Source organism: Paenibacillus sp. RC84 (assembly GCF_041260495.1).
GTDB lineage: Bacteria > Bacillota > Bacilli > Paenibacillales > NBRC-103111 > Paenibacillus_F.
Genome location: NZ_JBGBYL010000002.1, coordinates 348,578 through 371,120 on the forward strand (window position 1 = coordinate 348,578; position 22,543 = coordinate 371,120).

Here is a 22,543-nt window from a genome sequence, read left to right on the forward strand (position 1 = left end):
AAAAAGCACTCGCATGGAGTGCTTTTCATTACCTTGGGAGGGCGGCAGCTCTCCGCCCCCCATGTTGATTGATTCCGGCGGGGAGACGATCAGGCCTCGTCCGGCTCGTCTTCCTTGGCGGCGGCGATGGCCCCGGCTGCGGATGCGGGTTCCAGCTCCGCGGTCAGGGGCGCGGGCTTCGCTGCCGGCTTGGCGCTCCTCGACGTCAGGCCTTTGATAAGCTCCTCGACGTCGATTCCGGAGACGTTCTTGAGCATCTCGGGCGCGGTAGCCATCAGCGAGGTGACGTAGTTGCTGATGCGCGCGGCCCCTTCGCCGTGGCCCGTATCGACAACGGTCAGCTTGTCGATGCCTTTGATCGGTTCGGCGACCTTGCCGGCCAGCTCCGGAAGCATCTTGACGATGATGTCCAGCACGGCCGCTTCGCCGAACTTCTCGAACGCCTCGGCGAGCCGCTGTTTCGCTTCGGCCTCGGCCAGACCGCGCAGCCGGATGACGTCGGCTTCGGCCGTACCGCGGGCCCGCTCGGCATCGGCAAGGGCCAGACCGTCAAGCCGCTTCTGCTCGGCCATCGCTTTGGCCTCCGCTTCGATGCGGAACTGGAGCGCTTCCGCTTCGAGCATTTTGCGCGACTTCTCGGCTTCGGCGGCCTGCACGACCGAATACCGGTCCGCGTCGGCTTTCTTCTTCACCTCGGCGTCGTACTGCTTCTCGCGGCGCAAAATCTCTTTGGTTTCGAGGTCGATTTCGCGCTCTTTCCGCACGAGTTCCACGCGCATCTGCTCCTCGACTACGCTTTGCTTGGAGCGCGCTTCCTGGATGTGATAAGCCTGATCGGCTTCGGCCTTGGCCATGTCCTGGTCTTTCTTGAAGGCCGCGACCTTCAGTTCCTTCTCCTTGCTGGCCTCGGCGATGTTCGTATCCCGCAGAAGCTCGGCTTTCTGCCCTTCTTCTTCGGCTTTCGCCTTCTGGATACGGGCGTCCCGCACGGCTTCCGCTTCGGCGATATCCGCATCGCGCTTTACGGCCGCGATTCTCGGTTTCCCGAGGGCATCGAGGTAGCCGTGCTTGTCGCGGACGTCTTTGATCGTAAAGGAGACGATCTGCAGGCCCATTTTTTTGAGGTCCCGCGCCGCAACGCCCTGTACTTCCTGGGCAAACCGGTCCCGGTTGCGGTACACTTCCTCGACCGTCATGGAGCCGAGGATAGCCCGCAGGTGGCCTTCGAGAACCTCCTGGGCTTCGCTTTTCAGCGCTTCGGTCGGTTTGCCGAGAAACTGCTCGGCCGCGGTCGCCACATCTTCGACGGAACCGCCGATTTTAATGATGGCGACGGCATCCGTCATAACCGGCACTCCCTGCTCGGTGTACACTTCCGGCGTCATGACGTCCAGTTTGTGGGAGAGCAGGGAAAGGAACTGAGACTGCTGGAAGATCGGCAGAATAAACGCCCCGCCGCCGCGTACGATTTTCATTTTGCGGCCGGAATCGTCAATGCTGACGTTTTTGCTCCCCAGAAAGGATCCTGTGACGATCATGGCCTCATCGGGGCTGACCGTTTTGTAGCGGGCCCAGAAGGCAATACCGAGAATAAGGATGACGCCGACTACGATACCGGGGATGAGCAGTACATCTGTGTTCAACATGGGCAAAACTCCTTTGCTTGGTTAGTTAAGAGGATCGGAATCCAGCGGGGAGACGAGCAGCACGCTGTTCTTGACCTCCACGACGACAACACGGAGGTGGCCCGGGATACTCCGTCCGTCGAAGCTTTCCGCGATCTGATTGGTCACTCCGCCGCCGGTCCGCACCATGACCTCACCGTAGCCGGAGGCGGGCACGGGCACGGTGACTTCACCGATTTTGCCGACCAGCTCCTGCAGCGAGAAGGCGACCGAATTTTCGCTGTTTTCCATCGGTTTGACGTAGACGAGGTACACGAGGACGGATAAAACGGCGGCTATCAGCAGAGAAAGCCCTCCGCTCTGCCAGGAAGTGAGTTCCGTGTACCTGGAGAGCAGAATGCCGGCCCCTCCGAAGGTTGTAATTCCCCCGACGAGAACCGCCGGCTGCAGGAATGGCAGGTGGTGTCCGGAGGCGGAGTCGAGCATACCCGAGAGATGGCCGAGAACTTCGCCGAAAATGAGGGTAGCCAGGGCAAAAAGAATGCCGGCTATAAAAAGGCCCCAATACCAGGATTCCATGTCGTCCCTCCCTTATCAAATACTGGATATTGGTTATGGGATTCTATACGGGCAAGGCGGAGAAGGGTTTCGGTCCGGAATTAACGGGGTTAATGATTCAGGGGTTGTCCTTTCCAGCAGGAGGGATATCCTTTATACTGAATAGAGCTGATTTTGAACAGAATGATCGGGATGTTAAACCGTAGAGATTTCAATTTAACCGACTGCATAAAATAAATGAACAGCTGGACAAGGTGATTGAAAAGCAATGAAGGAGGAAGCAAGAGGTTATGTCCAGACAAAGTGATGTACTCATTATTATTCCGGCCTATAATGAAGAAGACGCCATCGAACAGACCGTCGATCATTTGCGGAAACACGTTGAGTACGATTATCTGATCGTGGATGACGGCTCCAAAGACCGCACGGCGGCGATTATCCGGGAGCGGGGTTACAACGGTGTGCGTCTGCCCGTCAATCTCGGCATCGGCGGAGCCATGCAGACCGGGTACCGCTATGCCGCGAGACACGGCTATAAATATGCGATCCAGCTTGATGCGGACGGGCAGCACGACGCCCGGGACATAGATAAGCTGGTGCGGGAGATCCGCGAGTCCGGCACCGATATGGTGATCGGTTCCCGTTTTGTCGAGAAGAGTTCTTACAAAAGCAGCCTGCCCAGACGGATCGGCATCTACTATTTCTACATGTTGATCCGCATTCTTACAGGGAACCGGATCTTCGACCCGACGTCGGGATACCGGATCGTCAACAGCAAGATCATTGGGGAATTCGCCACTTATTATCCGGTTGATTATCCGGAAGTGGAAATTCTCGTCTCCATGGCCCGCAGCAAATACCGGATCAAAGAAATCAGCGTGGAAATGAAAAAACGGCAGGGCGGCGTCTCGTCCATTAATCCGGTCCGTTCCGTGTATTACATGCTGAAGGTGACCATGTTTTCGATCATCCGGAGAAGCTTCTAGGGAGGGCAATCATTTTGATTCAGGTTATTACGATCGGAGTTACGGTCATTTTCTTGTTTCAGATTCTTTACTACACCAGCAAGCATAAATTAAGAGACCGCCATGCGTTCACCTGGATTATGATCGCCCTGGCGGGACTTGTCACGGGCATTTGTATCCCGCTGCTCAACCGTTTCGCTCTCTGGATCGGCGTGTCGTACATGCCGTCGCTGATCTTCCTGATCGTGATCGTGGTCACCCTGAGCCTGCTCGTCCATCAGACGATCCTGCTGTCCAAGCAGCAGGAGCAGATCAAGACGCTCGCTCAAGAGCACGCGTACCTGGAGAACGAAGTAATGCTGCTTAAGGAACAAAGCCGAAACCAAGATAGTTACACAGGAGCGGGGAGACGGGAAGCGCCATGAATCCGTTACATATCGGACTGATTTTACTGAATACGCTTATGCTGGTAAGCGGTCAATTTTTGTGGAAATTCGGGCTTTCGCGTAAAGCGGACTCTTTCGAAAGCCTGCAAAGTATCATTCATCTTATGTTTTCCCCGTTTATTCTGGGGGGGCTTTTCATTTACGGGCTTGCAACGGTTTTATGGCTGTTTATCCTGAATAAAGTGGATATCAGCATCGCCTACCCGATGCAGAGCATCGCTTATCTGATTACTGTCATCGGTGCGTATTATATTTTCAACGAACAAATGTCGGTACTTAAAATCGCCGGTTGCGTAGTGATCCTGATCGGCGTGGGAATGATCGGTTTATCGGCGCGTTATTCGTAACGCGCTTTTGATTTTTTTGCGGAAGGCGGGGAATGCATCATGCCGCATAGGCTTCGATCTATACCGGTCCGGGGCTGGCTCTGGATTGTCGTGCTGCTCACGACACTGCTGAAGCTGGCGGTGGTGTTTACACACGGTTCCTCCTACAACTTGGGATCGGACGACCAATCTTATCTGGAAACCGCGCGAATCTGGCTGGAAAAAGGAATGTTTACCTACAATGACCCGTCGAAGCCGACGGTGTTTATTACGCCCGCTCTTCCGGCTTTTATCGCCCTGTTTATGAGCGGACTCGGAACGGGGTACGTGCTGGAGCAGACGATCCGGGTCGTTCAGGTCGTCATGGTTTCTTTCTCGATGATTCTTTTGTTCAAAATCGGAATCCGGCTGTTTAACGAGAGAACCGCGCTTATCGCCGTCGTTTTGACGGCCGTTTATCCGCCGATGTGGAACATTTCGTTTTATATTTTGACGGAAGCCTTGTTTGTGCTCGCTCTGATGCTTCTGGTGCATGGCGCGTTGAAAGCGATGGACAAGCCGACCGCGGGAAATGCCGTCTGGTTCGGGCTGGTGTGGGCGTTTGCCGTTTACGTAAGGCCGACGATCGCGCTTTGGCCGGGTTTTTTTCTGTTGCTGCTCATTTACTGGCGGACGATCCCGTGGAAAAAACTGGCGGCTTGCCTGGCGGTCTCCGCTCTGGTATTTGTCCTCTGCCTCATGTCATGGTGGGTCCGCAACTACGAAGTGTCCGGAGGGCAGTTTATTCCGCTGACGAAATCCAGCGGCAATCCGCTGCTCCTCGGCACGTTTCCTTACGGGCCTCCGCCTGTAGCCGAACAGCGGACGTGGCACGCATCAAGCGATCTGTGGGTCAATGACGCGTTCGACACGCAGTGGGCAAAGGAGCGGATCCGGACGGGCTTTGCGGAGCAGCCGCTGTACTACCTCCAGTGGTATACGATCGGGAAGTTTGCGACCTTCTGGGGGGACGTGTACTATTGGAACGCTGTAAATTGGGCTAGTCTCATTCTGCCCGTAGGGATTCACTATACGATTCTCGGGTTCGGCATCCGGGGAATCTGGCTGGCGAGAGAGAAGCGGCTGGCTTACCTTCTGACCGTGCTGTTCGCCTACATGTCTCTGCTTCATATGATTTATTTGGCGCATTCGCGGTATTCGGCTCCGCTGATGCCGTTTATGGCTCTTTTTGCCGGCTATGCGATTCTCCAGGCGTGGGAAGGCAGAGGAAGAACAGGCGCGGCAGTCGGCCGCAAACATCAAAAACCATCCCTTCCGTAAAGTGAGGGATGGTTTTTTTGTGGGTTCATTTGGTCTTGTTTTTGTTTGCCAGATGCACGCTGTACCCGATAATGCGCGCCAGCGACTTTTTGCGAATGTGGGGTTCGTCGAATTTCATCGGTTTGGAATTGGCTTCGAAAAACCAGATGCGTCCGTCGAGATCGACGCCCAGATCCATCGACATCTCTCCAAGCTTCTGCTTGGAGGTCTGTTCTACGCTGCTTGCCATAAGCAATGCGGTGCTGCGCGTCCTCTGGAGAATCCGCTTGGCCTTGAGCGGCCCGAATGATTTCTCCAGCAGCCGTTCCGGATCGTCGATGGAGCCTCCCCGAGGCACATGTGTCGTAATGCTCTGCCTGCCGGCGACTCTGGCTCCGATTCCGGTTACGCTCCACGTGCCTTTCGACGTTTTCTGAAGAAGTGCTCGCAGATCGAAAGGACGTTTGTTAAAGCTTGAAAGGCGGATCCCCTGCTGAATGATGTAGCTTTCGTCTTTTTTGATCTCGGCAATCCGGTTCCAGACATCGGATAAGTTCGTGAATAACTCGTAATGCGAATTCACAGTTTCCTGCATGGTCAGCTTGTAAGTCTGCGCTCCGCTTTTCTTCGTGATCCGTTCCAGGCGCATGATCCCCTTGCCGGCTTTCCCTTCAACCGGTTTGAGGTAGATGAAAGGGAACCGTTTGAGCATCGACTCCAGGACGGCCTGGCTGCTCAACTGCTTCGTAACCGGCACGTATTTGCGGATTTCGGGAGACTGATCGAGCCATTCGAAGAGCGTCCATTTGTCGAAAAAGAACGGATTGAACAAGTGAACCTGCTTGCTGCGGATGCAGGCCTGGATCGTCCGCTGAACGTCACTCTGAATTTCCAGCCGGCGTGTCGGGATCCGGTTGTAAATGACGTCGGGAAGAGGCATCAGCTGTTTGTTCCATTTTTTCGCGGCCAACTGATAGCAGTAGGCCTGAACATGCTTGCCGCTCAATTTCAGGTCGGATGTAGTGACTACATAAACGAGAGCACCCTGTTCGTAGCCGGCTTTAATCAAATCAATGAAATTTTCACGATTTCCCGAGAATCGGCGTTTTGGATCGGGTGTTGTTAAAATTCCGATGCACAGAGGCTGCTGCTTTTTATGGGCGCTTACGTCCACTAACCATCCCTCCTCGCACGAAAGCGGCTTAAATAGACGCAGTGCTCATAGATATAGTTAAGGGAAGCTTTATCCTGGGCTTTCAACCCCGGGTGTTTGAAGATGGAACGTCCCGGCTTCGCATTGGCTTCGAACATCCACGTTTTCTCGTTCTGGTCGATGCCGAGGTCGAATCCGAGCTCGCCCAGACGGTGATTGTAATTTTTTTCGATCGCTTCCGCAAGCTCGATAGACGTCTCTTTCATCCGGGACAAAACAGCGTCGCTTCTGCTGCCGTACACCTGTTTCAGCGCCTGCTCCGCCGTCATCAGCTGGCCGCCGTTGCGCAGATGGGTCGTGACGCTTCCCTTGCCGGCTTTTTTAGCGCCGATGGCGGCGACGACCCACTGATTGCTTCCGTTCTTGGTCAGATGGAAGCGGAAATCAATGGGGCAGCCGTCGATCTCGATCAGCCGGATTCCCTGCTGGGTCACATAGCTGGTCAGCTTTCCGCGGTTGATGCCGAGCATTTTGACGAGCCCTTCGAATTTGTTGAAGCGCAGCAGTACATTTTTGCCGTTGCGGCGGTAGCGTACGAAATATCCGCGGTCCGTCGAATACGTAATGCGGTAAATGCCGATGCCGAGGCTTCCGGCCGTTGGCTTCAGATAGATAAATTTGTGGCGGGTGAGAAGGTCCTTCAACTGATCCGCCGAAGGATCCAGGACCGATTCCGGCACGTATTTGAAGGCCGGATCGTTTTCAAGAAGCCGGTACACATCCCATTTATCGAAGAAAGCCCAGTTGAATAAAGGGATATTCCGTTTGACGAAGCGCTGCTTGAAGTCCTCCATGGAGACCAATTTCTCCGCTTTGCGGCTGGGAAGACGGTTGTAAACCACATCCGGAAGCGGAACGGTTTTACGGACCCAGCCTCCCTGCGGTTGAAGCATATAGCCGTTTACAGTGCCCTGCTGCCAGTTGACATCCTTAGGCGAAAAGGCGATGTGGAACGATTTGCGTTCCCCCGGCTGCATCAGCGAGCGGATAAACGGAGTTCTCGTTCCGAAAGGACCGGACGTGGTGCTGGCCACATTCGTCAGAATTCCGATTACGGGACCGAGCCGGATATCTTTGCCGCTTCCGCTCACTGCCAGGCACGGACCGATCCGCGGAAGTTTCACGGAAGTAATGACGGACTGGGGCAGATAGAGGTGGAGTCCGCTTTTTTTGATATACCGGGCCGGGAGTGTAATGGATTTGGAGCCGACCTGGAGCTGCAGCGTCTTGCTTTTTGACAAGTGCAGCGCCTTGGCCAGTTCACCGGATACCAAAATATTTTTTTCCTGTTTGGAATTTACGTGAACCGTGCACGTCGTCAAACTCATTGGGTTACCCTCCTAAACTTGTTGCCCCTGCCGGTTCCCGCTGCGTTCTCAGCAAATAGGCGGCGTACCGGACCGGATTAGAGGCGGCTGAGCGGGCGGTTTTCCCGCCGTCAATGCTCTGGAAGGCTGCTCTGCCTGGCTTGGAATTAACCTCCAGAATGTGGATGCGTCCATCCCGGCAAACGCCGAAATCGATGCCCAGCTCGGCCAGACGCCCATGCGACGATTCCAGAATAAGCGCAATTCGATGGGACAAAACGGACAATGTCTTCATCAGCCTGCCGGACGTTCCGCCGGGAAATTGTTCCTTCAGAAAAGCTTCGGCCTCGCAGGCGGTGCCGCCGCCGTGGAGATTGGACGTCACGCTCCCCGGACCGCCCGAGCGCACAACCATCCCGGTCAACTTCCAAAGGCCGTGTCCGTCTTTCTGCATAAGAGAACGAATATCGTAAGCCGTACCGTCCGGTGTAGTCAGCGGCAGGTACTGCTGGAGCAAATAGCGGCGTTTGCCTATGAAACCGCGGATCCAGCGCCGCATCTCCGGCGCCGTGTCGAAATCCCGCTGCACCGGACGGTTTGCCCGGTCGCGGCCGCGTACGCTCCAGGAAAAGTCCGGACCGGGACTGCGGTAAACATGCAGGGCGCCTTTGCCGTGCATGCCTGCTTCGGGCTTCAGAAAAGCGGCCCCGTGCAGCTCAAGCCACGGTTCAAGCTGGTGCGGCGCAGTCAGACGCCGGGTAAGCGGCAAATGCGGGGCGAGAGCCGGGTCGGCCGCCAGCAGGCGCTGGACGTCCCATTTGCCCCGGAGGCCTCCGCCCAGAAACCGGATCCCGGGCAGCTGGTGAAGCCGGTTCAGCTGCCGGCGGTAAAGCCGCTGTTCTGCGTAATTGGAGCAAAAGCAGCGGTCATAAAGGACGGCGGGAAGAGGGAAGGTGCCTTCTCTCCAGGCGGAATCCGAGGGACTGTACAGGAAGCCGTCCACCGTCTCGTACTCGAAAGAGATTCCGTCCGGGCTGAACACGATGACCTCGATTCCTTCGGCCGCCCCGTTCTGGCCCAGCTTCCGGAAAAAGGGTTCGGAATCTCCGGCGGGCGCCGCTTTACCCGGCGAGGCCAGAACGCCCAGACATCGATTCACTGCATAATCCACACAACCCACCGCCTTCTTGTTCTACATAAAGCCGGACAAATAAACGGCATAGTCAAGGAGACGCCGGACGGACGGCCGCACAAGCGGTTCCTCAGCCGCAGAGGGAAGGGAGAATTCCTCGCGGGAAGGCTTGGAGTTCACTTCCAGCAGTTTTACCTGCCCGGCCGCGTCCAGAGCCAGATCCACGCCGAGCTCCCCGAACGTTCCCTTCACGTTCCTGCTGATGGCCTGAGCGACTGTCAGCGCCGTACTTTTTAAAGTACGCTGAATGCTCCCTTTGCGTGAGGCCAAAGAAGTCCCGGCCAGCGCTTCCTGGACGGCCGTCATCGTTCCGCCTCTCGCGAGGTTGGATACGAAGTGCTGCTCCGCCGCGATCCGGGCCACGATGGAGCTCAGAACCCATTCTCCTCCCCCGTCTCTCTGAACGAGGGCACGGAAATCGACGGGGCGGCCGCCGATCGTCAGCAGCTCCAGGCCTTCCTGGATCTGATAAGCCTGTGTCCGGATTTTTCCCGCCATATGGGAGTAAGCCTCGAAGAGATCGGGATAGGGAAGAACGACGGTCCCGCTGAGCGCGGAGAACCGGACTTCACAGCTGCCGTCCTCCAAGACGTGCAGGCGGAAAATTCCTTTGCCGAGACTGCCGGAGGCCGGTTTTATAAATAAGGTCCGGTATCGGCTGGACATGGCCTTCAGCATGTGATAGTTGGAGAACGGATGAGATTCCGGCAGGCAGTCCTGAAGAGCGGTCTCACTGCACAGGGCGGAGAATACGGCGTTCTTATCCAGGTATTTATCGTTGAAAATGTGCGTCTGGTGACGCAGTTGAACGGCTTTGAGGAAATGCTGGATTTCCGGTTTGTTTTCGTATTTGCGTGAAGTCAGCCGGTTATAAATAACGTGCGGGACGGGAAAAATCCCTGTTCTCCATTCCTCGTCGTAATACAGCCCTCCCAGATCGGGAAAAGTGTGTATTTCTTCGGGAGAGAAAAAGAACAGGCTGACCCCGGCTTCCTCGCCTGCTTTGGTCAGCTCCCGGCAGAAGGTTGTCATGGAGCCGAACGGCATTTCCTGAGACGAATAGACCCTGCTGAGCAGAACCCCGACGAGCGGACCCGCGTAAAGCGTGGCGGCGGAAGGCTGATAAACGAGCGAGAGCCTGCATCCTCCGCGAATGCCGAGCCGGCGCCCCAGCGCCGGATGAAGGCATAGCTCTTCGTCCGGACTCGCCCCCGGTTCCGCAGCCGTCCGGACCACCGCTTCGCAGGACGCGGAACCGAAGCGGAGCTTGACGGCGCTGTCCGGGGCCAATCGGTACGCCCGCATTATCCCCGCGCTCAGCTGAATGGTCCGTTCGTCTTCGTAGAGAGCGGGATCGAGGCTGCGGACATGGAAGATGCGGGTCATAGGAAAGCTCCTTCGCTTCGCGGTACCAGCGGTACCAGCGGCTGCAACTAAAGAATTACTTCATCATATGAGGACATATATCCCTTGGTGCAAGGGCGAATGCGGGGTTTCGGCCTTACGTTCGGCATGACTTAGCGGCAGGGGTAAATCCGGCACTAGATGACAAATATGGACAAAGTGTTAACAAAAGGATTGACGAGAGACTAAAGTCCTTGTAAGATGTAAGTAATTTCAATATTATCTTCATCCCGACAACTACATACCCAAACTTTAACATGTTACCGAAAGGGCATAAGTTAAAGAAGTGATTTTGCTTCTTTGACTATGCCCTTTTTTTGTTCTCTCGGGACCACTAAGGAGGTGAGGAACTCCCGGTAAGAAGGCGTTGGTTGACAAAGCATCAGGGGGACCGCTTCAGTTTGTAACCGATTACAAAAGAACCTTTAAGGAGTGTTTGTACACATGAAAAGAAACAAATGGCTCAACATGGGAATTTCTTTGATGATGGTATCCGCAATTGCGGCAGGGTGCAGCAAAACGAACACAACGACTACGCCGGCAGCTACTCCGGGAGCGTCCTCGAACGCGAATTCGGGAGAAGCGGGCGGCAAGAAACTGACCGGCGAGTTCGAGATCCAGTATTTTGTCGGCGGATACGGAGATACCTGGTGGAAAGCGGCGATCGACGAGTTCCAGAAAGCTAATCCCGATCTGAAAATCAAGCAGTCCGCGGGAGCCAAAATCAACGATCAGATGAAACCCCGCTGGATTCAAGGCAATCCGCCGGATGTGGTTTATATCGATGGAGCGGGCGCCAACGCGAGAACCATGTTTCAGGATGGCCAGCTCATGGACATTACCGACTGGTTGAAAACCGCCAAAAACGCGGACGGCAAAAACATTATGGACCTGTTCATTACCAAGCCGGAAGAGTACGAAGCAGGCAAATACTACGATGTTCCGCTCGTTTTCGGATCGTGGGGAACGTTCTGGGATCGTGCCGAGTTCAAGAAAAACAACTGGGAAGAGCCGAAAGACTGGGAGAGCTTCCTTGCGGTAGGCGACAAAATCAAAGCTTCCGGCAAAATGAGCGTCTACATTCACACCGGCGTATACCCGTACTACATTAACGGGGCGTTCCTGGATTCCGCAACCGTGGCGGCGAACAACTACGATACGTCCATTATTAAAAAAATCAACAACATGGAAGAAGGCGTATTCAAAAGCGAACCGGTTATGAAAGCGCTTGACAAGATCATTCAAATGCGCGATAAGGGCTTCATCGACAAGGGTTCCGTCGCTTTGAACCACACGGACTCCCAGACGCAGTTCCTTCAGCACAAAGCGGCCTTTATTCCGAACGGCCTCTGGGTAGAGAACGAAATGAAAAAAGACGTGCCGCAAGGCTTTGAATTCGGATTCATTCCGTCCATTGCCCAGGAAAAAGGCGGCAAAAGCGTAGCCATTCCGACTACGGCCACGATGGGTATCGCAAAAAAAGCGAAAAATCCGGAAGCGGCAAAAGCGTTCATCCAGTTTATTTTTACGGAGAAGCAAGCGGGGAAATGGGCGGAGGCGACAGGCGCTCTGCTTAACGTGAAAACGAATCTCGACAACACGTCCGCAAGCACCTTGGCAAAAACGGCCATCAAATCCTACAGCTCCCCGGAAACGGTTGTAGCACCGGAACCGGTTATCCCGGAAGACCTCAAAAAAGTGCGTAACGATTCCACGCTGGCTCTGACTCAAGGCACGATCACCAAAGAAGAGTGGGCGAAACGTATGGAAGACGAAGCAGCCAAGCAGCGCGCCAAATTGAAAAAATAAGCACCCATATCTCCGGAGTGATAATAAGGGAATGCGAATTCCCTTATTGTCGTTCCCAGGAAAGCGGAGGTTCACGCATGAAAGGAACACCTGTCACTAACCCGGCCGGAGCCATCGTGGCGAAAAAGCCGAAGAGCGGACGCTCCAAGGTAAGACGCAATCTGTTTATTGCTTCTTTTATCCTTCCGACTCTGCTGCTCTATCTCGTATTCACCGTTTACCCGATGCTGAAAGGCATCTATCTCAGCTTGTTCGACTGGTCCGGCGGCTCCATGGATTACAATTTTATCGGGCTGGACAATTTTAAAGAAATGTTCAAGGACCCCATTATACCGAAGGCCCTGCTGAACGATTATTTTCTGGTTGCGGGTAAAGTGATCGGCTTTATGGTGCTTGCCCTGTTTTTTGCAGTCTCGCTTACCCGTCTTAAAATCAAAGGCTCCGGGTTTTACCGGGCTATTTTCTTCCTCCCGAACGTGATTTCCGTCGTAGTCGTCGGCGTGCTGTGGCGCTACGTCTACAACCCGAACCTGGGCTTTCTGAACTCTCTGATCGGTGCGATCAAAAAGGAGGATTTCATATTCCCGTGGCTGGGAGATGCGGCAACGGCGATGTGGGCGCTCCTTCCTCCTTCGATCTGGGCCGGCGTCGGTTTCTGTACCCTGCTTCTCATCGCGGGAATTTTGAGCATCCCGGACTCGCTGTACGAAGCCGCAGGGCTCGACGGCGCCACACAGTGGCAGCAGTTCTGGCACATTACGCTTCCGCTGACATGGGAGCAGATTCAAACCTCCGTCATCTGGATCGTGATGACTACGCTCAACGGCTCCTTTATCATCGTCTCGATTATGACAGAGGGCGGGCCGGACAATGCGACCCAGGTACTGGGCTCCTACTTGTACCAGCAGGGCTTCAGGCAGTATCACCTGAGCTATGCGGCGGCTATCGGCGTATTGACGCTCTTTGTTTCTCTAATCACGACGGTTGCCTTGCAGCGCATTATGAAAAGAGAACCGTTAGAAATTTCGTAGAGGGGTTATATGCATGAGTGATGGACTGAAAAACCCGTTCTGGCGCATAGTCGTCAACCTGCTTTTAATCGTGTGGGCGATTATGGTGCTTTACCCGCTCGTCTGGACTGTCCTGGGTTCCCTGAAGGATAACCAGCAGTTTTTCCAAGGTGACCCGTGGGATCTTCCCAAATTTCCGCTGCTGTTCTCCAACTTCAGTTACGTTTGGGATAAATACCAGTTCGGCGGCTATTTTATGAATTCGATCATCGTTACGGTAGTCAGTGTCCTGGCGGGTCTCGTGCTTTCGGCAATGACGGCGTACATTCTGGCCCGGTTTGCCTTCAAGGGAAGCGGCGTCCTCTATTACGTGTATATCGCTTCGATGATGATTCCCATGTTCCTCGGGATGATTCCCCTGTTCTTCCTGATGAGCGATATGGGATTGACCAATTCCCTTCTTGGGCTTATCATCGTATACACAGTTTCTACCATTCCGTTCAGCGTGTTCGTCCTGGTCGGATTCTTCAAAACTTTGCCGTCCGAAATCGAGGAAGCGGCCATGATGGATGGCGCCTCTTACTACGGCATTTTCTTCCGCATTATGATGCCTCTCGCCAAGCCGGGACTCATTTCCGTTAGCATCATCAACGTGCTGAACACGTGGAATGAATACATTCTCGGCGTCGTACTCAACAGTGAACCTTCCAAATACACCCTTCCTGTGGGCATTGCCGTTATGCAGGGGGAGATGCAGTACCGGACGGAATGGGGTCCGCTGTTTGCGGCGCTTCTCATTTCCATGGTGCCGGTCATGATTTTCTATCTCATTTTTCAGCGTCAAATTGCCAGCGGAATTACAGCGGGTGCGGTTAAATAACGGCCCGCCGCTTTTTCCGCAAGATGAAAAAGGTGAGCAAACATGCTGCATACGCTTCAAAAAATCGGCCGGTCTCTCATGATACCGATTGCCGTCCTGCCGGCCGCCGCAATTTTGCAGCGGCTCGGCGCTTTTACTTTCCAGGATCCGTTTCTGATCTTCATCTCGAAAATATTCAGCACAGGCGGCAATGCCATTGTGGATAACCTTCCTCTGCTGTTTGCGATCGGCATCGCAATCGGCATGACGTCCGGTCAAGGAGTGGCGGCGCTCGCGGCTACGGTAGGGTACGTCGTGTTTGTGAGAGCGCTTGCGACTTTTGAAAGCGTACCCGTAGAGCAGACGACGCCTGGAGCCCATCTGGATATGGGCGTTCTCGGAGGGATGATGACGGGGCTTATCACCGTGATGCTGTTCAACCGGTTTCATAATATCAAGCTTCCGGATTACCTCATGTTTTTCGGGGGCCGGCGTTTTGTGCCCATCATTACCTCGCTCGTTATGGCAGGAATGGGAGGGATTATGGGCTTGATCTGGCCTCCTGTACAGGATGTGATCCGGGATGCGGGCCTCTGGATCGTGGATGCGGGGGGAATCGGCGTATTCATGTACGGCTTTCTGAACCGGCTTCTCCTGGTCACGGGTCTGCACCACATTCTGAACAGTATCGTGTGGTTTCAGGTGGGGGAGTTCATGACAAATGCCGGAACTTATGTTCATGGCGATATGACCCGCTACAACGCGGGCGATCCGAGCGCGGGCATGTTCATGAGCGGCTTTTTCCCGACGATGATTTTCGGCTTGCCTGCTGCCGCTTTGGCGATGATCAAATGCGCGCTGCCGGAGAAGCGGAAGAAAGCGGCCGCTCTGCTTTACAGCGCCGCACTTACCTCGATGCTCACCGGGGTGACGGAACCGCTTGAATTTTCGTTTATGTTTGCGGCGCCGCTGCTGTACGGAGTGCATGCAGTTCTGAACGGTCTTGCGATGCTGCTCATGCATCTGTTTAATATTAAGCTCGGTTTCAGTTTCTCGGGAGGATTTATCGATTTATTGTTGAATTGGAAATTAAAGGAATTTCCTTTTACGTTTCTGATTATAGGAGCTGTCTATTTTGTCGTCTACTACGGGTTGTTCCTGCTTCTGATTAAAGCCTTTAAATTGAAAACCCCGGGCAGGGAAGAAGACTTCCCCGGTTTGACCGCGGCGATCGTATCTTCGGCCCCGCCCCCGGAGGAAGAACGGATTACGGCTATCGTGAACAGCGTGGGCGGCATCGGCAATATCATTAAAGTGGACTCCTGCATAACCCGGCTGAGGCTGTGGCTTAAAGAGGCTGAAGAAGTGGAGGAAGAAAAACTGAAGGAACTGGGTGCATTCGGAATTATGAACATGGGAAAGGGACACGTGCACGTTATTTTCGGGACGGACTCGGAACTGATTAAGGAATCCATTGCCAAACGTTTAGCCGCCTAGATGGAGGAGAACCTTTATGATTCAAAGAAAAATCATTCACGTGCTTTCCCATAATGTAGTCATGACGAAGCTTTCGACCGGCAAAAATTCAATTGCATTCGGTAAAGGAATCGGATTCAAAAAGGAACCGGGCATGATTATACAAGACGCCGATATTTCACAGGAATTTCTGCTGCATACCTCGGAAGTGCTGGAGCACTACGAGCACATTCTTCATGCCGTGGACGTCAAAATTATCGGGATTACGGAAGAAGTGATCGCTTACGCGCAGGGGCATCTGGAAGGGGAATTTTCCGAAACGATCCACGCCGCGCTGGTCGATCACATCAACTTTGCCGTGGAACGCTGCAAGCGGGGGGTTCATATCCTTAATCCGTTCGCTTACGAAATCAAGCACTTGTACGAGGAAGAGTACCGGATAGCCAGCAAGGCGATCGATTTTCTGAATCAGCATCTGGATGTGAGGCTGCCGGACGATGAAATCGCTTTTCTCGCGATGCATTTCCATACCGCCCGGACCAAGGTGGAAAAAGGAACGGCGCTTGCGGTCGTCAGACTGGTCGCCCAGGTAATCGAGAGAGCCAAGGAACTCGGTCTGGATTTTGACAATTCGTTTTCGACCGTTCGTTTTATTTCTCATTTAAAAGCGCTTATCGACCGGATCATGGAACAAAAAACGATACGGAATCCCCTGCTGGGTAAAATCTGCGAGGAATATCCCCTGGCGTTTCAAAAAGCGGTCCTTTTGGCGGAGCTGCTCAAGGCGAATCTCCAAAAACCGATTCCGATGGATGAGATCGGCTTTCTGGCTCTTCACCTCGAACGGCAGATGCAGCGCTCCGGGATGGACTAAACCGCTTCTCTGCTGCCGTAGGGAAAGTGGCGGGCTCCGGTCGGAAGCGGCACCCCGCATTTTCTCGACGGCAGCAATCGTGATAAGATCGGAATGAGGAGGGATGAAGCATGACAGATTCCACATTCCGTGCCTTGCAGGTCGATAAGACCAGGCAGGGCGTTTCACTGGGTATACGCGAAATGAAGGTGGAGGAGCTCCCTGAAGGCGAGCTGCTGGTGAAGGTTGCCTACTCCGGCGTCAACTTCAAGGACGGTCTTGCCTCCACGCCGGAGAGCAAGACCGTCCGTTCTTATCCGATGGTGCTCGGCATCGATTTGTCCGGCACCGTCGTCTCATCGGCCGATCCGCGCTATAAGGAAGGGGACGAAATCCTCGTCACCGGCTACGCGCTCGGGACCGGGCATTTCGGCGGCTACAGCGAGCTGGCCCGGGTGCCGGCGGACTGGGCGGTGCCCGTACCGGACGGCCTGACGCCGAAGGACGTCATGGCGCTCGGCACCGCGGGCTTCACGGCCGCTCTCTCCATCCAGCGGCTGGAAGACAACGGCCTGCGCCCGGGCCAGGGTCCCGTGCTTGTCACGGGAGCTACCGGCGGCGTGGGCAGCACCGCCGTCTCCATGCTGGCGGGTCTCGGCTACGAGGTAGCCGCCAGCACGGGCAAAAGCTCCGAGCACGCATACCTGCGCGGGCTCGGAGCAAGCGAGGTGCTGCCGCGCGAAGCGCTTGCGGCAGAAGACGGCAAACCGCTCCGCCGCGAGCAGTGGAGCGCGGCGGTAGATCCTGTGGGCGGCGCGTCGCTTCCGTACGTGCTCGGCACGGTACGGTACGGCGGCTCCGTCGCCCTCAGCGGGCTCACCGGCGGCGGGGCGTTTCCCGCCACCGTGTACCCGTTCATCCTGCGCGGCGTGAACCTTCTGGGCATAGACTCCGTCTACTGCCCGGCCGATTTGCGCAGGAAGCTGTGGGAGCGGCTTGCCGGCGACCTCAAGCCGCGCAGCCTGGGGGACATGATCCAGCGGGAAATCACGCTGGAGGAAGTGCCTGCGGCGCTGCAGGACATCCTGGCGGGCCGCATGCGCGGACGCGTCGTGGTGCGCCTGTAGCGCACACGGGCCGATGCGGCGATGCTCGCCGCGTATCATCTGCAGGGGTGTGGGCCTAGACGCTCCGCCAAACGGCGGAAGCCCGTTAAAAAGCAGTCAGATGCGGATTCCCGCGGCTGACTGCTTTTTTGTCTATTTATCTTTCTTGCACGGCGGGGCTGCTCCCGTACAGCGCCGTTAGAGGCTCTATGCCACAAGCACATATCTCCCCTGGGATAAAATACACCGCCCGGCGCTGCCGCTCCTCCCGAGCTCAGCGTCTTTTTTTACGGCCGTTCGTCCGCGGAATCCCGGAGACCGCTCTCGTTAACGGTTCTATCTCCCTCGTCATGCGCTTCCTCGCCGGCTCTCTCCCTTAAGAAAAGATGACGGTAATCGACCCATCCCTGGCGGTCTACGCGAACGCCTCCGATCGAGGAGTGAACGGCGACCCGGAACGTTTTTTTTAATAAAAAAAGCAGAGCCGTTTCCGCGTGGAGCATGTCCTCGATTTTCAGCAGCTCCGCAGCCTGCCGTTCAAGGGAGGCCTCACGCTGGATTTGTCCCACCGCGTTTTGTATGCGGCTTTGGAGGGCGGAGCTCATATGCCTGTGGATATAGTTGGTCGTCTGAAGGAGATAGCCGAGAAAACCTAGCGGAGAAGCTGAGACCGGCATGAACATGCACATGTCTGCCTGATGGACATAGTCACGGTCCGTAAAAGCGGCGATAGGCATCGTTTCGACTTTCACGCTCAGGCCGGCTTCCGTAAGCTTTCCGGCTATCCAGCGGGCATCTTCATCGTGCTGGGCGTACGCAAGGAGCAGCAGCGTCTCACCGGCGTATCCCGATGTCCGGATCAGCTCGTCCACGGACAAAGACGCGTTGTCACGCGCATAACCGGCGTTCGAATCCGGCCCTTCCGGACGCCGGGAACCTTGCCGGAGCCGGAAATCCCGCATGATGCCGGACGAAGGCCCGACCCGGTTATCTCCGAGCTCCCGCGCCATGGCTTGTCGGTCGATAAGCCGGTCGATAGCCTGGCGGAGGAGCCGGCTGCGGCACGGACCGCGTCTGGCGTTGAATGTGAGTACAGTGCTTCCGTCGAATAGATGCTCTTCTTTGGCAAGAAAACCTTGATGTTTATATTCTTCCGCAGGCATCGGGACATCCCCGTGGGAGACGATGAGCTTATCTTTCCCTTTCGGACGATAGGCGGCAAGCTGTTCCGGTAAAATCCACATCTCGATCACGTCCAGATGAGGCCGTACGCCGTAATAGCCGTCAAAGGCATGAAGCCGGCAAATATATTTGTCATAAAACTCCATCCGAAAAGGTCCTGTACCTATAGGGGAGCGCCCGAAAAGGGAGGGACTGTCCCGGACGATATCTTCCGGCACGATAGAAGCCGCGGGAAACGTCAGGAAGAAAGGCAGCAGATGATTGGGCCGTTTGAGCACGATCCGAAGCATGTAAGGGGTTATGGGAGTGAGAGACACCACATCCTGGATGAACCAGGACCAGCTGGAGCCGCTGGCGGGATCGGCAAGCCGTTCCAGCGAGTATTTCACATCCCCCGCATCCATTTCCCGGCCGTGATGGAAGTACACTTTTTTGCGCAGATAAAAGGTCCATTCGGTGCCGTCCGCACTGCATTCCCAATAATGGGCAAGCTGGGGGAGCAGATTTCCCGTTGCGGGATCGAGTTCGAGCAGCGTCGAGAACACATGGCTGATAAGTTGGCAGTCCGTGGCAAAAATGGCATGGGCGGGATCGAGCGAAACGGGGTGCCGGAACAAGGGCAGACGCAGAGTATCCAGGACGGCTCCCTCGGAGGAGGCGGTAGTAAAGCCGAAATATCCGGACATCCAGTCTAGAAAACTGTCCTTAAGGGCATAGTGGCGCCCGTAGGTGTGGATCAGTTCGACGGCGGCTTTGAAGTCGCCTTTACGGGTCAGGTCCATCGCGGTCCGGGAGATGAGCTCCGGAGCCGGGATCACGAAAGTAAGCAGCGAAGAACGGCCGCGTCCGCAGCCCGGCTGCCAGCGGATCCAGTCCAGCTGGGTCATTTTCTTAAGCAGCAGCTTCACATTCCGTACGGTGCAGAACCAGTGGCCGGCCAGCAGGTCCAAGGTGATCGGAACCGGCTCGCCTTCGCGCGCGTGCGGCTGGCTGACGCGCAGCTGCAGATAATAATCATAAAGCTGCATAAAGTCCGGTCTCCTTGTAGTTATAAAAAGGGGAAAATATTAAAGGTAATTATACTCTTTTTGTTCCTCTTATTCCATCTATAATCAAAGGTAGCCGGCCGCTTCACACAAAGAAAGGGGTTTGACGCATGTATCCGCAACCATATTATCTGGAAAAAGAAATGGAACAGCACAACCGGGACCTGGATCGCAGACTCCGGGACTATACCAAATTCGGACGTTTTCTCTGCTCGAAGCTTATGAGCAGCAAGGACGGAACGAAGAACGCCAGTACAACCGCTAAATCCGCCGTATAAAACGTACTCATAAAGCTCCTGAGCCTGTCATAGGATGTAGTACAGGACGGCATGTCCTTCAAGCTGCCACGGGCAGAGGCTCGAGGGCGGGATGCCGTCACTTCAGGGGGAGCGTGAATAGCCGTGAAAGGATTCAAAAACGTGATTTTTATGAGCCTCGCGCTTGGTATGCTGCTGTACTCCGTACCGCAGCTTGATATTGGGGGAGGCTTTACCCTGCCGACGGTGTTCGGCGCGATTTGGATCTGTTTCGCCCTGCTTATCATCGCGGCTCATCTGCACGAGCTTCTCGGTGTCGATGAGGAGACCCGGCAGGAGATCGTCCGCGTCAAGCGGATGAAGCGCTGGCGGATGGAGCAGCGGCTGCAGGGGAAGAAAATGCTGGGCCTGCGCAAGTAAAGTATCCGGCGGGCCCGGCGACGGGGTACCGCGAATACCGCAGACACCGTAGACACCGTAGACACCGTAGGTCCCGTGAACACGCGGAGATGATACAGGCAGCGAAGAAAAACCAGACGGACGGCGCTTTCCGCGCTTTTCGTTTGGTTTTTCTTCGTCTATAATAAACTTAACAGACTAATACAGCGAATCGGACGGGGGTAGTACAGTTGGATGAAATGGGAACAGAATCGTTAACGAAGCACGAACAGATTCTTCGCCATATCGAGAGCCTGAAGATCGGAAGCAAGATCAGCGTCCGCAAAATTGCGGACCAGCTCGAAGTGAGCGAAGGCACCGCTTACCGCGCCATCAAAGAAGCGGAAAATCAGGGCCTCGTTTCCACGAAGGAAAGGGTCGGCACGGTCAGGGTCGGCAAGCGGGAACGCCGCAATATCGATAAGCTGACCTTCGAGGAAGTCGTGAACATCGTGGACGGCGAAGTGCTCGGCGGCATGAACGGTCTGGAGAAGACGCTGCACAAATTCGTGATCGGGGCCATGGAACTCGATGCGATGATGCGTTATGTGGAGGCGGGCTCGCTCCTTATCGTGGGCAACCGGGAGGAAGTGCACAGGCTGGCTCTGGAGCAGGGTTCCGGCGTACTGATCACGGGCGGCTTTCACACCAGCCCCGAGATGACGAAGCTGGCGGATAAGCTGGAGCTTCCCATCATATCGAGCAGCTACGATTCCTTCACCGTGGCTTCGATGATTAACCGGGCCATTTACGACCGGCTGATCAAGAAAAAAATTCTTCTCGTCGAGGATATTTTGACGACGAATCCGCATGTGTTCGCTTTGAAAGCGAACAGTTCGGTCAAGGAATGGCGCGCGCTGGTCGAAGAGACGGGGCACAGCCGGTTTCCCGTCACGGACGAGTGGAACCGCGTTATCGGGCTTGTGGCCCCGAAAGATATGCTGGGCGCCGATGCCGGCCAGACCGTCGACCGCCTGATGACGCGGAATCCTCTGACGGTCAGCCCGCAGACCTCCGTCGCTTCCGCCGCCCATATGATGGTGTGGGAAGGGATCGAGCTGCTGCCGGTCGTGGACGGCAACCGCAAAATGCTCGGCGTGATCAACCGCAATGACGTGCTCAAGGCGATGCAGTATATCCAGAAGCAGCCGCAGAACGGGGAAACGTTCGAGGATCTCATCTGGGGAAGGTTCGAGGAATTCCGGGACGAACAAGGGAACGTGGTGTTCCGCGGAACGATAACGCCCCAGATGACGAATCACCTGGGGACGGTATCGGAAGGGGTCCTGACCACTCTCATGACGGAAGCGGCGTACCGCGTCGTGCAGACCGTCAAGAAGGGGGACCTCGTGATGGATAACATGTCGACGTACTTTATCAAACCGGTGCAGATCGAAAGCGAGATCCAGATCCGGCCCAACATTCTGGAAGTGAGCCGTAAATTCGGCAAAATCGATGTGCAGATCTACCATGCGGGCACTTTGGTGTGCCGGGCGATGCTGACGGCCCAGTTTATCGACGGCGTCTGATCAGCGGGACATGCGGGAGAAGTACAAATAATTGCGGATTCCCGCAAACAGATTAAACAGTCCGAGCAGCAGGCAGATCGTCCCGAATATTCGGCGCACCGGCGTGTCCGAGAGGAAGAAAAGCTGCGTCACGGCAATAAGAATAAGCATCAGCCCCATACTGATATTCATCAGCGCGGCGTTGGTGCCTCTTTGCTTTGGATCGGTTTTCCGGCGGGAGCGGAAGCTGAAGACGACCGAGAAGAGCAGGGTAATAAAAATAAGCGTAGACAGTACGATTTGAACCGTTTCTAACATGTACGGAAAGCCCCCTACAGATTGTTTTGCCTTAACTGTACCGATTTTTCCTGGAAAAAGCAACGAAGCCGGGGCCTCCAAGGGCAACCGGCTATCATGAGTAAAGAAGGGATTCAATTCTTTCTGTCGAATACATGTCCTGATTATTAAAGAAGACACAACACGGGTTAGTTGCTTATCTCTAATTTCTGCTGCAGTTTCTCCCAGGAGGATTCCAGCTGCAGCCGTGGTACTTCCACAGTTTCGAACTTTTCGATCAGCGTATCTTTGAGAAGATCTTCAAAAAAGTTATCGAATTGGTACTGGGTCATAAATAACACTCCTAAGTTCTGGTCTATGGATAAAA

22 protein-coding genes are annotated in these 22,543 nt (G+C 55.0%); 13 read left to right on the forward strand and 9 right to left on the reverse strand.

All coding sequences use genetic code 11. The features are described 5' to 3' along the window. Positions 1–89: 89 nt before the first annotated feature. Both ABH899_RS05290 and ABH899_RS05295 read right to left on the reverse strand, forming a co-directional pair. Positions 90–1,646 (reverse strand): flotillin lipid rafts scaffold protein FloT, encoded by a 1,557-nt coding sequence (locus tag ABH899_RS05290; RefSeq protein WP_369994593.1) that lies wholly within the window; start codon positions 1,644–1,646, stop codon positions 90–92. 21 nt (positions 1,647–1,667) lie between these two features. Beyond that, positions 1,668–2,204 (reverse strand): NfeD family membrane protein, encoded by a 537-nt coding sequence (locus ABH899_RS05295; RefSeq protein WP_009674609.1) that lies wholly within the window; start codon positions 2,202–2,204, stop codon positions 1,668–1,670. A 269-nt stretch (positions 2,205–2,473) separates the two neighbouring features. Here ABH899_RS05295 and ABH899_RS05300 point away from each other — a divergent pair, with 269 nt between their 5' ends. Genes ABH899_RS05300 through ABH899_RS05315 form a run of 4 tightly spaced genes read left to right on the forward strand, consistent with a single transcriptional unit; the run spans position 2,474 to position 5,240 of the window. Beyond that, entirely contained in the window at positions 2,474–3,169 is a 696-nt protein-coding gene (locus ABH899_RS05300; protein WP_369994595.1) for a glycosyltransferase family 2 protein, read from the forward strand. Positions 3,170–3,183: 14 nt separating this feature from the next. Next, complete coding sequence (locus ABH899_RS05305) at positions 3,184–3,573, forward strand: DUF2304 domain-containing protein (protein WP_009674611.1); 390 nt, start codon at positions 3,184–3,186, stop codon at positions 3,571–3,573. Then, the gene (locus tag ABH899_RS05310; RefSeq protein WP_009674588.1) at positions 3,570–3,941 is read left to right on the forward strand and encodes an EamA family transporter; all 372 of its coding nucleotides are present in this window, start codon (positions 3,570–3,572) and stop codon (positions 3,939–3,941) included. The genes ABH899_RS05305 and ABH899_RS05310 overlap by 4 nt, the downstream gene beginning before the upstream one ends. Positions 3,942–3,980: 39 nt before the next feature. Then, positions 3,981–5,240 carry an ArnT family glycosyltransferase gene (locus ABH899_RS05315; RefSeq protein ID WP_369994597.1) on the forward strand — a complete coding sequence of 420 codons (1,260 nt, stop codon included), beginning with the start codon at positions 3,981–3,983 and terminating at the stop codon, positions 5,238–5,240. Positions 5,241–5,265: 25 nt separating this feature from the next. On the opposite strand, the gene ABH899_RS05320 is transcribed toward ABH899_RS05315, so the two are convergent. From ABH899_RS05320 to ABH899_RS05335, 4 genes are read right to left on the reverse strand one after another with little or no spacing between them, the layout of a single operon-like run. Further along, positions 5,266–6,393 carry a YheC/YheD family endospore coat-associated protein gene (locus tag ABH899_RS05320; protein WP_369994599.1) on the reverse strand — a complete coding sequence of 376 codons (1,128 nt, stop codon included), beginning with the start codon at positions 6,391–6,393 and terminating at the stop codon, positions 5,266–5,268. Next, positions 6,393–7,760 carry a YheC/YheD family endospore coat-associated protein gene (locus ABH899_RS05325; RefSeq protein WP_369994601.1) on the reverse strand — a complete coding sequence of 456 codons (1,368 nt, stop codon included), beginning with the start codon at positions 7,758–7,760 and terminating at the stop codon, positions 6,393–6,395. Before ABH899_RS05325 ends, ABH899_RS05320 begins: the two co-directional genes overlap by 1 nt. A 4-nt stretch (positions 7,761–7,764) precedes the next feature. Beyond that, a complete protein-coding gene (locus tag ABH899_RS05330) occupies positions 7,765–8,910 on the reverse strand; it encodes a YheC/YheD family endospore coat-associated protein (protein WP_369994603.1) in 1,146 nt (381 codons plus the stop codon). 21 nt (positions 8,911–8,931) lie between these two features. Next, positions 8,932–10,317, reverse strand: coding sequence for a YheC/YheD family endospore coat-associated protein (locus tag ABH899_RS05335; RefSeq protein ID WP_369994605.1), 1,386 nt, complete (start codon positions 10,315–10,317; stop codon positions 8,932–8,934). 462 nt (positions 10,318–10,779) lie between these two features. Between ABH899_RS05335 and ABH899_RS05340 the strand changes: the two genes are divergently transcribed. From ABH899_RS05340 to ABH899_RS05365, 6 genes are all read left to right on the forward strand, one after another. After that, a complete protein-coding gene (locus ABH899_RS05340; RefSeq protein WP_218229256.1) occupies positions 10,780–12,144 on the forward strand; it encodes an ABC transporter substrate-binding protein in 1,365 nt (454 codons plus the stop codon). Between the two features lie 77 nt (positions 12,145–12,221). Then, on the forward strand, positions 12,222–13,175 hold the full coding sequence (locus ABH899_RS05345; protein WP_218229258.1) for a carbohydrate ABC transporter permease: 954 nt from the start codon (positions 12,222–12,224) through the stop codon (positions 13,173–13,175). A 13-nt stretch (positions 13,176–13,188) separates the two neighbouring features. Further along, a complete protein-coding gene (locus ABH899_RS05350) occupies positions 13,189–14,034 on the forward strand; it encodes a carbohydrate ABC transporter permease (protein ID WP_218229259.1) in 846 nt (281 codons plus the stop codon). Between the two features lie 42 nt (positions 14,035–14,076). Continuing rightward, positions 14,077–15,510, forward strand: coding sequence for a PTS transporter subunit EIIC (locus ABH899_RS05355; RefSeq protein WP_369994607.1), 1,434 nt, complete (start codon positions 14,077–14,079; stop codon positions 15,508–15,510). 16 nt (positions 15,511–15,526) lie between these two features. Beyond that, the gene (locus tag ABH899_RS05360; RefSeq protein WP_009674595.1) at positions 15,527–16,363 is read left to right on the forward strand and encodes a PRD domain-containing protein; all 837 of its coding nucleotides are present in this window, start codon (positions 15,527–15,529) and stop codon (positions 16,361–16,363) included. Between the two features lie 110 nt (positions 16,364–16,473). After that, on the forward strand, positions 16,474–17,469 hold the full coding sequence (locus ABH899_RS05365; protein WP_369994610.1) for an acrylyl-CoA reductase family protein: 996 nt from the start codon (positions 16,474–16,476) through the stop codon (positions 17,467–17,469). Positions 17,470–17,735: 266 nt separating this feature from the next. Here ABH899_RS05365 and ABH899_RS05370 read toward each other — a convergent pair whose 3' ends face one another. Beyond that, a complete protein-coding gene (locus ABH899_RS05370; RefSeq protein ID WP_369994612.1) occupies positions 17,736–19,658 on the reverse strand; it encodes an ABC transporter substrate-binding protein in 1,923 nt (640 codons plus the stop codon). A 128-nt stretch (positions 19,659–19,786) separates the two neighbouring features. Here ABH899_RS05370 and ABH899_RS05375 point away from each other — a divergent pair, with 128 nt between their 5' ends. The 3 genes from ABH899_RS05375 (at position 19,787) to ABH899_RS05385 (ending at position 21,900) form a co-directional block, all read left to right on the forward strand. Beyond that, the gene (locus tag ABH899_RS05375; protein ID WP_009674593.1) at positions 19,787–19,954 is read left to right on the forward strand and encodes a hypothetical protein; all 168 of its coding nucleotides are present in this window, start codon (positions 19,787–19,789) and stop codon (positions 19,952–19,954) included. Between the two features lie 123 nt (positions 19,955–20,077). After that, positions 20,078–20,353 (forward strand): hypothetical protein, encoded by a 276-nt coding sequence (locus ABH899_RS05380; RefSeq protein WP_218229266.1) that lies wholly within the window; start codon positions 20,078–20,080, stop codon positions 20,351–20,353. Positions 20,354–20,571: 218 nt separating this feature from the next. Continuing rightward, complete coding sequence (locus tag ABH899_RS05385) at positions 20,572–21,900, forward strand: DRTGG domain-containing protein (protein ID WP_369995136.1); 1,329 nt, start codon at positions 20,572–20,574, stop codon at positions 21,898–21,900. On the opposite strand, the gene ABH899_RS05390 is transcribed toward ABH899_RS05385, so the two are convergent. Further along, a complete protein-coding gene (locus ABH899_RS05390) occupies positions 21,901–22,197 on the reverse strand; it encodes a YtpI family protein (protein ID WP_218229268.1) in 297 nt (98 codons plus the stop codon). A 167-nt stretch (positions 22,198–22,364) separates the two neighbouring features. Next, entirely contained in the window at positions 22,365–22,508 is a 144-nt protein-coding gene (locus ABH899_RS05395) for a hypothetical protein (RefSeq protein ID WP_009674608.1), read from the reverse strand. Positions 22,509–22,543: the final 35 nt, after the last annotated feature.